The organism is Pseudomonas nitroreducens NBRC 12694 (assembly GCF_002091755.1).
In the GTDB taxonomy this organism is placed as follows: domain Bacteria; phylum Pseudomonadota; class Gammaproteobacteria; order Pseudomonadales; family Pseudomonadaceae; genus Pseudomonas; species Pseudomonas nitroreducens.
Window position 1 is genome coordinate 609,516 of the sequence record NZ_BDAI01000001.1, and the last position, 11,831, is coordinate 621,346.

The 11,831-nt window shown below is 64.6% G+C and carries 15 protein-coding genes and 1 tRNA gene; 10 read left to right on the forward strand and 6 right to left on the reverse strand.

Annotated elements, in window-relative coordinates:
* Positions 1–72 precede the first annotated feature (72 nt).
* The gene (gene gliR, locus PNI01S_RS02840; RefSeq protein WP_084357393.1) at positions 73–1,101 is read left to right on the forward strand and encodes an AraC family transcriptional regulator GliR; all 1,029 of its coding nucleotides are present in this window, start codon (positions 73–75) and stop codon (positions 1,099–1,101) included.
* A gap of 30 nt (positions 1,102–1,131) precedes the next feature.
* Here gliR and PNI01S_RS02845 read toward each other — a convergent pair whose 3' ends face one another.
* Together PNI01S_RS02845 and moaB are read right to left on the reverse strand one after the other, a co-directional pair.
* A complete protein-coding gene (locus PNI01S_RS02845) occupies positions 1,132–2,346 on the reverse strand; it encodes a molybdopterin molybdotransferase MoeA (RefSeq protein WP_084357394.1) in 1,215 nt (404 codons plus the stop codon).
* Positions 2,343–2,882: a molybdenum cofactor biosynthesis protein B gene (gene moaB / locus PNI01S_RS02850; RefSeq protein WP_024767350.1), complete on the reverse strand. Its 540-nt coding sequence runs from the start codon at positions 2,880–2,882 to the stop codon at positions 2,343–2,345. Before moaB ends, PNI01S_RS02845 begins: the two co-directional genes overlap by 4 nt.
* Before the next feature lie 71 nt (positions 2,883–2,953).
* Here moaB and mobA point away from each other — a divergent pair, with 71 nt between their 5' ends.
* From mobA to PNI01S_RS02865, 3 genes are all read left to right on the forward strand, one after another.
* Positions 2,954–3,541 carry a molybdenum cofactor guanylyltransferase MobA gene (gene mobA, locus PNI01S_RS02855; RefSeq protein ID WP_024767349.1) on the forward strand — a complete coding sequence of 196 codons (588 nt, stop codon included), beginning with the start codon at positions 2,954–2,956 and terminating at the stop codon, positions 3,539–3,541.
* Positions 3,542–3,632: 91 nt separating this feature from the next.
* On the forward strand, positions 3,633–3,854 hold the full coding sequence (locus PNI01S_RS02860) for a YgdI/YgdR family lipoprotein (RefSeq protein WP_017519306.1): 222 nt from the start codon (positions 3,633–3,635) through the stop codon (positions 3,852–3,854).
* A gap of 134 nt (positions 3,855–3,988) precedes the next feature.
* A tRNA-Pro gene (locus PNI01S_RS02865) sits at positions 3,989–4,065 on the forward strand.
* A gap of 114 nt (positions 4,066–4,179) precedes the next feature.
* Here the strand turns inward: PNI01S_RS02865 and PNI01S_RS02870 are convergent.
* From PNI01S_RS02870 to PNI01S_RS02880, 3 genes are read right to left on the reverse strand one after another with little or no spacing between them, the layout of a single operon-like run.
* Positions 4,180–5,055: an NAD(P)-dependent oxidoreductase gene (locus PNI01S_RS02870; protein WP_024765066.1), complete on the reverse strand. Its 876-nt coding sequence runs from the start codon at positions 5,053–5,055 to the stop codon at positions 4,180–4,182.
* A gap of 52 nt (positions 5,056–5,107) precedes the next feature.
* Entirely contained in the window at positions 5,108–5,347 is a 240-nt protein-coding gene (locus PNI01S_RS02875; protein WP_024765067.1) for a glutaredoxin family protein, read from the reverse strand.
* Positions 5,348–5,375: 28 nt separating this feature from the next.
* Positions 5,376–5,933 carry a TetR/AcrR family transcriptional regulator gene (locus PNI01S_RS02880; RefSeq protein WP_024765068.1) on the reverse strand — a complete coding sequence of 186 codons (558 nt, stop codon included), beginning with the start codon at positions 5,931–5,933 and terminating at the stop codon, positions 5,376–5,378.
* 177 nt (positions 5,934–6,110) lie between these two features.
* On the opposite strand from PNI01S_RS02880, the gene PNI01S_RS02885 reads away from it, so the two are divergent.
* The 3 genes from PNI01S_RS02885 to PNI01S_RS02895 all read left to right on the forward strand — a co-directional run bounded on the left by PNI01S_RS02885 (position 6,111) and on the right by PNI01S_RS02895 (position 9,081).
* On the forward strand, positions 6,111–6,707 hold the full coding sequence (locus tag PNI01S_RS02885; protein ID WP_024765069.1) for a glutathione S-transferase family protein: 597 nt from the start codon (positions 6,111–6,113) through the stop codon (positions 6,705–6,707).
* Between the two features lie 60 nt (positions 6,708–6,767).
* Positions 6,768–7,634: an MBL fold metallo-hydrolase gene (locus PNI01S_RS02890; RefSeq protein ID WP_084357395.1), complete on the forward strand. Its 867-nt coding sequence runs from the start codon at positions 6,768–6,770 to the stop codon at positions 7,632–7,634.
* Between the two features lie 175 nt (positions 7,635–7,809).
* Positions 7,810–9,081, forward strand: a complete 1,272-nt coding sequence (locus tag PNI01S_RS02895; RefSeq protein ID WP_084357396.1) for an OprD family porin — start codon at positions 7,810–7,812, stop codon at positions 9,079–9,081.
* 65 nt (positions 9,082–9,146) lie between these two features.
* Here the strand turns inward: PNI01S_RS02895 and PNI01S_RS02900 are convergent, their stop codons facing one another.
* Positions 9,147–10,355: an ammonium transporter gene (locus tag PNI01S_RS02900; RefSeq protein ID WP_024765072.1), complete on the reverse strand. Its 1,209-nt coding sequence runs from the start codon at positions 10,353–10,355 to the stop codon at positions 9,147–9,149.
* 404 nt (positions 10,356–10,759) lie between these two features.
* Between PNI01S_RS02900 and PNI01S_RS02905 the strand changes: the two genes are divergently transcribed.
* From PNI01S_RS02905 to PNI01S_RS02915, 3 genes are read left to right on the forward strand one after another with little or no spacing between them, the layout of a single operon-like run.
* Positions 10,760–11,077, forward strand: coding sequence for an ElaB/YgaM/YqjD family protein (locus PNI01S_RS02905; RefSeq protein WP_045211754.1), 318 nt, complete (start codon positions 10,760–10,762; stop codon positions 11,075–11,077).
* A 15-nt stretch (positions 11,078–11,092) separates the two neighbouring features.
* Complete coding sequence (locus PNI01S_RS02910; protein WP_089285716.1) at positions 11,093–11,473, forward strand: phage holin family protein; 381 nt, start codon at positions 11,093–11,095, stop codon at positions 11,471–11,473.
* Positions 11,470–11,814 (forward strand): hypothetical protein, encoded by a 345-nt coding sequence (locus PNI01S_RS02915; RefSeq protein WP_024765075.1) that lies wholly within the window; start codon positions 11,470–11,472, stop codon positions 11,812–11,814. Before PNI01S_RS02910 ends, PNI01S_RS02915 begins: the two co-directional genes overlap by 4 nt.
* Positions 11,815–11,831 lie beyond the last annotated feature (17 nt).

The following is an 11,831-nucleotide window of genomic DNA, read 5'->3' on the forward strand; positions in this document are numbered from 1 at the left end:
GCCCTGCCCTGTCACTGTCGGATCAAGACAGGCGCAGTTGCCGATCGAGACACCAGAACAAGAACGAACGCCATGCATTCCCTCGGCTATACCTCCGTCCCCGCATTGCTGAAATACCTGCGCCACGCCGAGTCCCTCGGCATGGACCTGGACGTCGCCCTCAAGGTCGCGGGCCTTGCGCGCTCGCAACTGAGCGACAACAGCCAGCGCCTGCCCAGCGAGGCTCACGAACGCCTGCTGCAGCATTTGTGCGCGCATTCCGGCGACCCGCTGTTCGGCCTGCACTCTGCACGCTTCGTGCAGCCGGGCTCGTGGAGCGTGCTGGGCTACATCACCATGAACTGCGCCAACCTGGGCGAAGCCATGGGCCGCATCATTCCCTACGAGAAGCTGGTCGGCGACATGGGCGTCAGCCGCCTGGAGCCTGGCGGAGACCACATCAAGCTGATCTGGAATTGCCGCCACGAGGCGGCGCAGATCCGCCGGCACATGGTGGAAAACGTGCTGGCGTCCTGGCTGCTGTATGCGCGCTGGATCGCCGACACCAGCGGCTCCCCGCAGGAAGTCTGGTTCGAACACCCACAGCCCGAGGGCACCGATATCGCCGAGTACGAGCAGCTATTCGGCTGCCCGGTGCGTTTCGAGCAACCCTTCAGCGCCCTGCTGGTGCCCCTGCAACTGCTGAGCTATCCCCTGCGCCAGGCCGACGCCAACCTGCTGCGCACCCTGGAAGAGCACGCCCTGGCGCTGATGGCCGAGCTGGACGACGACGAGCCGCTGCCGCTGCGGGTGAAGAACGCCCTGCGCCTGCTGCTCAAGGATGGCCTGCCGCGCAAGGAGCGTGTCGCCGAACGTTTCGAGATGACGGTGCGCACCCTGCAGCGCCACCTGCAGCAGGCCGGCACCAGCTACCAGCAGATCCTCGACGAGCTGCGCCAGGAGCTGGCCGAGCATTACCTGGTACACAGCGACCTGCCGATCCAGGACATCGCCCAGTATCTGGGCTTCACCGAGTCGCGCTCGTTCCACCGCAGCTTCAAGGGCTGGACCGACCAGACACCGGGCGAGTATCGCCAGCAGCATAAGAAAACGCCGGTCTGAGACCGGCGTTGTTCATGGTGCTCCCAGCACTCAGTCCAGCAACTCACTGAAGGGAATGAAGTTCAGCCAATCGCCTTCGGCCAACGTCGTGCCCTCGCGCACTTCCACCAGCCCTTCGGCCCAGGCTGCGCTAAGCAGCACGCCGGAGCTCTGATTGGCGTAGGGCACTGCACGGCCATTTTCCAAACGCGCGCGCAAGTACTCACGACGGTTGCCCGGCTTGGTCCGGTTGAAGCCGGCCGGGACCTGCAGGCGCAGCGGCTCGACCTTCTGCGTGCCGAGGCGGCGCATCAGGTAGGGCCGCGCCAGCAGGGCGAAAGTCACCAGGGTGGATGCGGGGTTACCCGGCAGCCCGATCACCGGCACGCCCTGGTAGTGGCCGACGGTCAGCGGCTTGCCCGGCTTGATCGCCAGCTTCCACAGCGCCAGATCACCTGCTTCGCGCAGGGCCGCTCCGAGGAAGTCCGCCTCGCCGACGGACACGCCACCGGTGGAAAGGATCAGGTCGACATTCGACAGCCCCGCCAGTGCGGCGCGGGTGCGCTCCAGGTCGTCCGGAAGGATGCCAGCGTCCACTACCTCGCAACCCAAGCGCAGCAGCCAGGTGCGCAGCAGGTGACGGTTGCTGTTGTAGATCTGCCCGAGCGCCAGCGGCGTGCCCGGCTCGACCAGTTCGTCGCCGGTGGACAGCAGCGCCACGCGCGGGCGGCGACGTACTTTCAATTCAGCGTGGCCGAGGGACGCGGCCAGGCCGATCTCGATGGGGCCGATGCGCGTGCCGTTGGGCAGCACGCAGTCTCCCTTGCGGGTTTCCTGGCCCTGCGGGCGAATGTGCTGGCCGGCTTCCATCGCTTCGAGGAAGCGCACACGGCCATCCTCCAGCACCTCGGCGTTTTCCTGCATTTCCACGCAGTCGGCGCCTTGCGGCACAGGCGCGCCGGTGAAGATGCGCACACAGGTGCCCGGTTGCAGCGGTTCACCGGCCTGGCCGGCGAAGATCTTCTGGCTTACCGGCAGCGCTTCGCCCCGCCAGTCGGCCAGGCGCAGCGCGTAGCCGTCCATGGCGCTGTTCGGCCATGGCGGCAGGTCCAGGCCGGCCAGCAGCGGCTCGGCCAGCACGCGGCCATCGGCGTCGGCCAACGGCAAGGTTTCGCACTCGGAGACCAGAGACTGTTCGGCCAGCGCCAACAAGCGCGCCAGGGCTTCCTCGACCGGCAGCAGGCCGGGCTTGTCGCAGCAGCTCATCCGCGGCTCTCGCAGGGCGCCGCCTTCTTCAGGTGCGGCACAAAGTTGCAGGGACGATGACTGGCGTCCAGCTGTTCGCCGAGGATGCCGTCCCAGGCAGTGCGGCAGGCGTTGGTGGAACCCGGCAGGCAGCAGACCAGGGTGCCGTTGGACAGCCCCGCCAGCGCGCGGGACTGCACGGTGGAGGTGCCGATGTCGGCCACGGAAATCTGCCGGAACAGCTCGCCGAAGCCGTCCACTACCTTGTCCAGCAGGCAAGTCACGGCTTCCGGGGTGCTGTCGCGGCCGGTGAAGCCGGTGCCACCGGTGATCAGCACGACCTGGACCTCGTCCTCGGCGATCCAGGTCGCGACCTGGGCGCGGATGCGATAGAGGTCATCCTTGAGCAGGACGCGAGCGGCGAGGTTGTGGCCGGCGGCCTTAAGGCGGTCGACGAAGAGCTGGCCGGAGGTGTCGGTTTCCAGGGTGCGGGTGTCGCTGACGGTAAGAACGGCGATGTTCAGCGGGACGAATGGCTGCTCGGCCTTGTGGCTCATGATGAGGGCCCTTGCTTGTGAGGTTGGAATGCGCGGTGTTATATCACAGGCCCGCCCCTGGAGACCCTGACATGCCACAAGCCCCGCTACCCCGCTGTTCCGTCCTGATTCTCGCCGGAGGACGCGGCCAGCGCATGGGTGGCCAGGACAAGGGCCTGCTGGACTGGCAGGGCAAGCCGCTGGTGAGCTACGCCGCCGCCCTCGCCCGCCCGTACAGCGACGACCTGATCATTTCCTGCAACCGCAACGCGAACGTCTACGCGGGCTACGCCGACCGCCTGGTACAGGACGACAGCCCGGACTTCCCCGGCCCGCTGGCCGGCATTCGCGCGGGTCTCGCCGCTGCACGCCACTCACACCTGCTGGTGCTGCCCTGCGATGCGCCGCTGCTGGACACCGATCTGCTGGAGCGCCTGCTGCTCGCATCGGCTGAAGCGCCGGACGTCGTGCACATGCTGCGCTGCGGCACGCAGTGGGAGCCGCTGTTCAGCATCATTCCGGTGGCGACGCGCGAACCGATAGAACAGGCCTGGCACCAGGGCGACCGCAGCCCGCGCCATGTGTTCTCGAACCTGGGGCTGCAGGCAGTGGATTGCCCGGCGAACGACCCGCGCCTGGCCAATCTCAACACGCCAGAGCTGCTCTATCACGCACGATAGCGCCGTATTCGAAAATTTTCCGGGAACTATGCCAAGAAGCACCCTGTCAGACTTTTCGTACCTTTATGTTCGCTCATCAGGAGATTCACTAATGAACAAACGGATGCTTCCCGCCTTCCTGCTCGCCCTGGGCTTCGGAGTGCTCGCTGGTTGCTCCACTCCGTCGGTCATCACCCTGAACGATGGTCGCGAGATTCAGTCGGTCGACAAACCCAAGTACGACGAAGAATCCGGCTTCTATGAGTTCGAACAGCTGGATGGCAAAACCGCCCGCGTGAACAAGGATCAGGTACGGACCGTCAAGGACCTCTGATTCTCCCGGCGGTGAAAACGCCCCGCAGCCCCTGACCGGTCTGCGGGGCGTTCGCGTTTTACCGGGGGGCGAAAAATATTTTTCGCTAACCCCTTGTGCGTCAAAAGTTTTTCGGTAGAATGCGCGCCATCAAACGGAGCGTAGCGCAGCTTGGTAGCGCGTCTCGTTCGGGACGAGAAGGTCGCTGGTTCGAATCCAGTCGCTCCGACCAAATCCCGAAAAACCCGCCTAACGGCGGGTTTTTTATTGCCTGCGATTTTTCATGCAGACCAATCATCAGGCACAAAAAAGCCCGTCCAGCCGGACGGGCTTTTTCATGGACGAATCAGAGCTGCCCGGACTTGCGCAGCGCCACCTGCGATAGCGCGCTCCAGTCCAGATCGCCATCGCCGTGGGCAATGGCTTCGAGCAGGTTGTCACGCAGGACGCTGGCGAACGGCAGCGGCACGCGCTGCTCCTGCCCGGCCGACAACGCCAGCCCCACGTCCTTGAGGCCCAGCACCAGGCGGAACGCCGCCGGATCGAAGCGCTGCTCGGCGATCAGGGCGCCATAGTTGCGATACACCGGCGCGTTGAACAGGGTGTTGCCCATGATCTCCATGAACTCGCCCGGCGCCACCCCGTAGGTTTTCACCAGCGCAGTGCTCTCACCCATCGCCTCGATGGCGCTGGCAATCATGAAATTGCCGGCGATTTTCACCGCAACGGCGCGCAAAGGGTCGTCGCCCAGCGGCCAGGTCTTCTGTCCCAGCACATCAAGGACCGGCTGCGCCTTGGCGATAGCCGTCTCGGGTCCGGCGACCAGGATGTTCAGCTTGCCGGCGGCGGCAACGTCGGTGCGACCAAACACCGGCGCAGCAACGAACTCGACGCCCTGTTCGCGGTGCAACTCCACCAGCTCGGTGACGAGGGCGGTGGACAGCGTGGCCATGCTCAGGTGCACCAGCCCTGCCTTGGCCGAGGCCAGGGCGCCGCTGTCCAGCAGCACGGTGCGGGTGGAGTTGTCGTCGGCCAGCATGGAAATCACCAGTTCGACGTCCAAAGCCTGCACAGGCGTGGTGGCGGCAACGGCACCCAGCGCCACCAGGGGCTCGGCAGCCGCTGGCGAACGGTTCCAGACGACAACCTGGTGGCCGGCCTTGATGAGGTTTGCAGCCATGGCAGCACCCATGCCGCCCAATCCGAGAAATCCGATCTTCATTGCAATGCGCCTCGCATCAGTTGATTGAGGAGAGGAAAAGCCGCCAAAGGCATCAGCGGCGGAGGAAAATGGCGACCTGCTCGGCGTCGAAGGGCCAGTTCAGCTCGGCGCCGGAGTCGCAGCGGCGCAACACGGGAATGCTCAAGCCATATTGCTCGACCCATTCCTCGCGATCGGCGATGTCCACCAACTCGACCAACAGTCCGTGTTCGACAAAGGGCATCAGCACGGCTTCGGCCACTTCGCAGAGATGGCAGCCAAGGGTGCCGAAGAGTTGGCATTCCGGGGGCATGTGAGGCTCCAGGGTTGGCGGCATAGGTTCAGACTCCGGCGTGCTTGAGCAAGGTGTCGGCCATGGCGCGGGCTTCTCGCCCTTGCTGCGCCGGGCCCTGCATATGCGCCATCACCAGCACGCCCTCGAGCAGGTATTGCAGCTGGCGGGCCAGAGCCTCCGGCTCCGCAGCACCAAGGCGCATCAGCTGGGCGGCGAAGAAGCGGCCGAGAAAGGCCTTGTGTTCAGCGGCCTGCTGGTGGATGGGGTGTTCGCGGTTGTGGAATTCGCCCGCGGCGTGGATGAAGGCGCAGCCGCAGAAGTCCGGGCTGTCGAGCACCTCCTGCAGGCCGTCGAAGATCGCCAGGATCGACTCGCGCGGCGCGAGGATGCGTCCGGCCACCTCCATGCGCTCGACCATGCGGGCGTGGCGCTCTTCCAGCGCCGCCATGATCAGCTCGTCCTTGGACTTGAAGTGCTTGTACAGCGTCATCTTCGCCACGCCCGACTCGGCAAGGATGCGGTCGATGCCGGTAGCGTGGTAGCCCTCGCGGTAGAACAGGTCCTGGGCGGTGGTGAGCAGCAGCTCGCGTTTGCTGGATGCCATGGCATTACCTCCTGACCGGACATTATGCGCGAGGCTCGGCGCCCATGGGGAGCCGGAGCGTTGCAGGGAGGACCGCGCAAGTTCCGGTGGGTGGACGGTCATTTCGCTTGAACTATACAGACCTGTCTGTCTAATATCTATTCCGCCGTCCCCACAACAATGCACAGGGCTCTCGCCATGAAACTCCACGACGTCGCGCTTTCCGGTAACTGCTACAAGGTTCGTCTGTTCCTCGGGCTCATCGGCCACAAGGCTGAACTGGTGCAGGTGGACCTGCAGGGCGGTGCGCACAAGCGCCCGGCCTTCCTGACAATCAATCCGCGCGGCCAGGTGCCCGCGCTGGAAGACGGCGAACTGCGCCTGGGCGACTCCCACGCCATCCTGGCCTACCTCGCACGGCAGTACGGCGAGCCGCACTGGCATCCCCAGGACGCCATGACCCAGGGGCGAATCGCCAACTGGCTGAGCTTCTCGGCCAACGAGGTGCAGCACGGCCTGGCCCAGGCACGGGTGATCCAGCTGTTCAAGCGCCCCGGCGACCTGGCCACGGCGCAGGCAAAGGGCCGCCATGCACTGGAACTGCTGGACGCGACGCTGGCCGACCACCGCTGGCTGGCGCAGACGGAAAGGCCCAGCATCGCCGACATTGCCGTCTACCCCTACGTCGCCCTGGCGCCGGAAGGCGGGCTCGAGCCATCCGGCTATCCCTATGTGCAGGATTGGCTGGCCCGCGTGCGCGCCCTGCCCGGCTACGTGGCACAACCCGCCCTCTGAATCTGCGCGCCGCCGCGAACCTGGCGGCGCCCTTCTCCGCTCCACGAAAAGGAAATCTCGATGCGTCTGCCATCCCTACTGCTGGCCGGGCTGTTCGCCCTCGCCGGCCTGAACATCCAGGCCGCCGACCTGCGCTTCTCGTTGATCCGCACCTCCGGCGTAACCACCCTCGATGCATTCACTGTGGCCGGCGGCAACTGGACGCAGAAGGTCCCGCTCAACCACACCGCGGTATTGATCCAGCATCACGCCGCGACCTTGCTGTTCGATACCGGACTGGGCAGCCAGGCGGACGCGCAGTTCAAGCAGGACATGCCCTGGTGGGACAAGCCGCTGTTCCAGTACCACGGGCTGAAGCCGGTGCGCGAACAGTTGCAGGGCAGCGGCATCCGCATCGACCGGATCATTCTCTCCCATGCTCACTGGGACCATGCCTCCGGCCTGTCCGACTTCCCGGACGTGCCGGTCTGGGCGACCTACGAGGAAATCAACTACGCCCACATCGCCCAGCCTCCGGCGGTATTCCCCAGCCAGTTCCGCCATCCACTGAAATGGGTACCGTTCCAGTTCGAATCCGGCCCCTTCCTGAGCTATGACCGCAGCCTCGACCTGTTCGGCGACGGCAGCCTGGTGCTGGTGCCGATGCACGGCCATACCCCCGGCGCGGTCGGCCTGTTCATCACCCTCGACGACGGTCGGCGCTTCTTCTTCAGCGGCGATACCACCTGGCGCCTGTCCGGTTTCACCGGTCCCCGCGAGAAGTTCTGGGTCAGCCGCAAACTGGTGGACAGCGACCGCGAGCGGACCCTGGCCGAAGTGGCCCGCGTACACGAATTGATGCGTGCGTATCCAAAGTTGACCGTCGTGCCTGCCCACGATGCCCAGGTGCAGGACAAACTCGGCTACTACCCCCATTGGATCGACTGAAAGCTACGCCAGCTGTCCCTCGGCGCTTCAATAGCCAGCTCACTAATCAGCGACTAAGGTCTAAGGGTCGTCAACATTCGGTAATGATTTAGTAGGTAGGCTGTAACAGATCGACATGCCGGCCCGATCCACCGGCATCACCGAACTGCCCCAAGCGCTCGAGGAGACAATAACAATGAGCAAGACCCCGATCGCCCGTGCCGTGGCTTTGTCCACGCTGGGTACCAGCTTTATCCTTCCGACACTCGCCCACGCTGACTTCATCAAGGACAGCAAGGCCACCGTCGAACTGCGCAACTTCTACTTCAACCGCGACTTCCGCCAGGACAGCCCGGCCCCTGCCCAGAACAAGGCCGAGGAGTGGGCCCAGGGCTTCATCCTCAAGTACGAGTCCGGCTACACCGACGGCACCATCGGCGTTGGCGTCGATGCCCTGGGCACCCTGGGCCTGAAACTCGACTCCTCGCCTGACCGCAGCGGCACCGGCCTGCTGCAACGCTCCTCCAGCGACAAGCGCGCAGAGGACAGCTATGGCGACCTGGGCGTTACCGCCAAGCTGCGCGCGTCCAAGACCACGCTCAAGGGCGGCACCCTGATGCCGAAGATGCCGGTGGTGCAGTTCAACGACACCCGCCTGCTGCCGCAGACCTTCAGCGGCTTCGCCCTGAACTCCGCCGAACTGGACGGCCTGACCGTCGACGGCGGCCGCCTCTACCAGGTGAACCAGCGCGACTCCTCGGACTACGAGGACATGACCATCACCGGCGGCGGCAAGCGCAACATCAAGCTCGGCGATAGCCTGACGTCCAACAAGTTCCTGTTCGGCGGCCTCACCTACAAGTGGACCGACAGTCTGAGCACCAGCTACCACTACGGCGGCCTGGAAGACATCTACAAGCAGCACTACCTGGGCCTGATCCACGTATTGCCGATCGCCGACAAGCAGTCGCTGAAGTCCGACATCCGCTGGGCCAAGTCCAATGACGACGGCGGCAGCAACGTCGACAACAAGGCGCTCAACGCCATGTTCACCTATGCCCTGGGCTACCACGCCTTTGGCCTGGGCTACCAGAAGATGAGCGGCGACACCGGCTTCGCCTACATCAACGGTACCGATCCCTACCTGGTGAACTACATCCAGATCGGCGACTTCGCCAACAAGGACGAGAAATCCTGGCAGGCGCGCTACGACTACAACTTCGCCGGCCTCGGGATCCCCGGTCTGACCTTCATGACCCGCTATGTGAAGGGCGACAACATCGACCTGATCACCACCGACGGCGAAGGCAAGGAATGGGAACGCGACACCGACATCGCCTACGTCTTCCAGGACGGCCCGCTGAAGAATCTGGGCGTGAAGTGGCGTAACGCGACCATGCGCACCAACTACACCAACGATTATGACGAGAACCGTCTGATCGTCAGCTACACCATGCCGCTCTGGTAACCCTCACGGCATGACGAAAAAGCCCGGCGGATGCCGGGCTTTTTCTTTGTCTCGTCATGGACCGATCAGTCCTGGCTGAGCGCCCCGATCTTGTGGATCGACAGGTCGGCGCCGTAGTACTCCTCTTCCTTCGTCAGACGAATTCCCACTGCTGACTTCACCAGGCCGTACACCAGCAGACCACCGGCGAAGGCCACGACGACTCCCAGCAATGTCCCGATCGCCTGGCTGGCAAGACTCACACCGCCCAAGCCGCCAAGCGCCTGATGCCCGAAGATCCCGCAGGCGATCCCGCCCCAGGCGCCGCACAGGCCATGCAGCGGCCAGACACCGAGTACGTCGTCGATCTTCCAGCGCACCTGGGTCGCGGTAAATGCCCAGACGAACAGCGCCCCCGCCACCATCCCAGTGGCCAAGGCACCGATGGGGTGCATCAGGTCGGAACCGGCACAGACGGCGACCAGCCCGGCCAGCGGGCCGTTGTGCAGGAAGCCCGGATCGTTGCGGCCAACCAGCAGCGACGCCACCGTGCCGCCGACCATCGCCAGCAGTGAGTTCACCGCCACCAGGCCGCTGGCGCCAGCCAGCGACTGAGCGCTCATCACGTTGAAGCCGAACCAGCCAACGATGAGAATCCAGGAGCCCGCCGCCAGGAATGGAATGTTCGACGGCGCGAAGGCCACCAGGCGCCCTTCGCGATAACGGCCATTGCGCTGCCCCAGCAGGACCACCGCCGCCAGCGCTAGCCAGCCGCCAAAGGCGTGCACCACCACGGAACCGGCGAAATCATGGAAAGCCGCGCCGAACTCGGCCTTGAGCCAGTCCTGAAAACCGAAGTTGCCGTTCCAGATCAGCCCTTCGAAGAAGGGATAGACAAAGGCCACGATCAGCGCGGTCGCCATCAGCTGCGGGCCGAACTTTGCCCGCTCGGCGATGCCGCCCGAGATGATCGCGGGAATCGCTGCGGCGAAGGTCAGCAGGAAGAAGAACTTCACCAGCGCGTAGCCGTTTTCGTTCGTCAGTTGCGCCGCCGGCTGCAGAAAAGTCACGCCATAGGCGATCCAGTAGCCGACGAAGAAATAGGCCAGGGCCGAGATAGCGAAGTCCGAGAGAATTTTCGACAACGCATTGACCTGGTTCTTCAGGCGCACCGTGCCAACTTCCAGGAAAGCGAAGCCCGCGTGCATGGCCAGCACCATGACCGCGCCCATCAGGAGGAACAGCGTGTTGGAGCCGTGGACCAGCGTCTCTACGGCACTATTGAGGTTTTCCATCGCTACAGGCAGCCCCGGAGGTCAAGGGGAAAGCACCAAAACGGCTCGCGGCGACCCTGCGCCGCACCACGCTGAAGCAGTGATGCACCGCAGAAGAGCCGAGCGCTGACCCAGACTGGCCCACAGGCCAACCGACCAGCTTCGCAATTTCCTGTACTTCCTTATGTTTTTCAATGATTTGAGCTTATTTTCCGCGCCGGTCAAGACACCGGAAACGCCCCGCCGTGGGGCGCTCTGCTCTCCATGCGCACCAGAGAAATGCAAGCGTCATACCACCAGTCAGGTCATCAACAGCTAGGCTTCATCTCGCACGCAAGAGCGGCCCCGGGGTGAATTTATGAGAAACTTTCCTCCGCCCCCGGGGCTCGAAAACTAGGAACCTCAACCCGCACAAGGAGCATCACATGCCTCGCAAGACCGCAGTGAACGCCGCCAAGGATGAACTCCTGGCCGAATTCCAAGCCCTCGTCAGCGACACCGAGAAACTCCTGCAGAGCTCCGCCGACCTGGCCGGCGCCGAAGCCGACCAGATGCGCGCGCAGATCCACGAGAGCCTCAAGCGTGCCCGCGATGCCATCTACTCCACCAAGGACTCCGTGCGCGACCAGGGCAAGGCCGCCGTGGACGCAACCGAGGACTACGTCGGTGACCACCCCTGGCAGGCCGTGGGTATCGCCGCCGGTGTCGGCTTCCTCCTCGGCTTGCTGGTCAGCCGGCGCTGACCGATGAGCGACGGAATGGACGCCGGGCCGAAGTCCTCGGCCAACTCTCCTTCCCTGCGGCGCTTCGGCGCCGCAGCCCTTGGCCTGCTGCACGGTCACGTCGAGCTGTTGGGCATCGAGCTGCAGGAACAGAAGACCCGTACCGTGCAGATGCTCCTGATGGCCGGCCTCGCTCTGGTCTTCGCCTTGCTCCTGCTGGTTGCGCTGTCGGTGCTGGTGTTGATTGTCTTCTGGGACAGCTACCGCCTGCAGGCCGCCATCGGCCTGTGCCTCTTTTACGTCGGCGGTAGCCTGCTCTGCGCGTGGCGTCTGCACCTGTTGGTCACCGATGAAGGCTCGCCCTTCAGTGCCACCCTCGATGAACTGGCCCGCGACCGGGAGCGCCTGTTGCCATGAGTGAAATGCCGGACGCCCGCAACCTGAGCCGGGCCGAGCTGCGCAAGGCCATCGTCCGCCTGCGCCTGGAAATGCAACGCCAGCAGCTTCGTCAGGAAGGTGAATTGCTGCTGCAACCCCTGAAACAGGCTCGCCATGTCGGCCAAAGCTTGCGTGGTGGACTGGCCGGCAATATCCCGCTGTGGGGCGCCGGCGGCGCCGCAGCCCTGGCACTCCTGTTCGGACGCAAGCGTCGCTGGATACGGCTGCTGCGGCTAGGGATCGCCCTGGCGCCAGTCATCCTGCAGATGCGCAGGAAGCCCGACCATCAGGACCCTCCCGCGCCATCGACGCACCTCTGACGTCCATACTGGCCACA

Bases quoted from the DNA above. Each gene is read 5' to 3' on its own strand.
- PNI01S_RS02870 (WP_024765066.1), bottom strand. From the start codon at position 5,055: ATGAAGATCGGATTTCTCGGATTGGGCGGCATGGGTGCTGCCATGGCT.
- moaB (WP_024767350.1), bottom strand. From the start codon at position 2,882: ATGAGCCACAAGGCCGAGCAGCCATTCGTCCCGCTGAACATCGCCGTT.
- PNI01S_RS02845 (WP_084357394.1), bottom strand. From the start codon at position 2,346: ATGAGCTGCTGCGACAAGCCCGGCCTGCTGCCGGTCGAGGAAGCCCTG.
- PNI01S_RS02890 (WP_084357395.1), top strand. From the start codon at position 6,768: ATGCGTCTGCCATCCCTACTGCTGGCCGGGCTGTTCGCCCTCGCCGGC.
- PNI01S_RS02885 (WP_024765069.1), top strand. From the start codon at position 6,111: ATGAAACTCCACGACGTCGCGCTTTCCGGTAACTGCTACAAGGTTCGT.
- PNI01S_RS02900 (WP_024765072.1), bottom strand. From the start codon at position 10,355: ATGGAAAACCTCAATAGTGCCGTAGAGACGCTGGTCCACGGCTCCAAC.
- PNI01S_RS02875 (WP_024765067.1), bottom strand. From the start codon at position 5,347: ATGCCCCCGGAATGCCAACTCTTCGGCACCCTTGGCTGCCATCTCTGC.
- PNI01S_RS02905 (WP_045211754.1), top strand. From the start codon at position 10,760: ATGCCTCGCAAGACCGCAGTGAACGCCGCCAAGGATGAACTCCTGGCC.
- PNI01S_RS02895 (WP_084357396.1), top strand. From the start codon at position 7,810: ATGAGCAAGACCCCGATCGCCCGTGCCGTGGCTTTGTCCACGCTGGGT.
- gliR (WP_084357393.1), top strand. From the start codon at position 73: ATGCATTCCCTCGGCTATACCTCCGTCCCCGCATTGCTGAAATACCTG.
- PNI01S_RS02910 (WP_089285716.1), top strand. From the start codon at position 11,093: ATGGACGCCGGGCCGAAGTCCTCGGCCAACTCTCCTTCCCTGCGGCGC.
- PNI01S_RS02915 (WP_024765075.1), top strand. From the start codon at position 11,470: ATGAGTGAAATGCCGGACGCCCGCAACCTGAGCCGGGCCGAGCTGCGC.
- PNI01S_RS02880 (WP_024765068.1), bottom strand. From the start codon at position 5,933: ATGGCATCCAGCAAACGCGAGCTGCTGCTCACCACCGCCCAGGACCTG.
- PNI01S_RS02860 (WP_017519306.1), top strand. From the start codon at position 3,633: ATGAACAAACGGATGCTTCCCGCCTTCCTGCTCGCCCTGGGCTTCGGA.
- mobA (WP_024767349.1), top strand. From the start codon at position 2,954: ATGCCACAAGCCCCGCTACCCCGCTGTTCCGTCCTGATTCTCGCCGGA.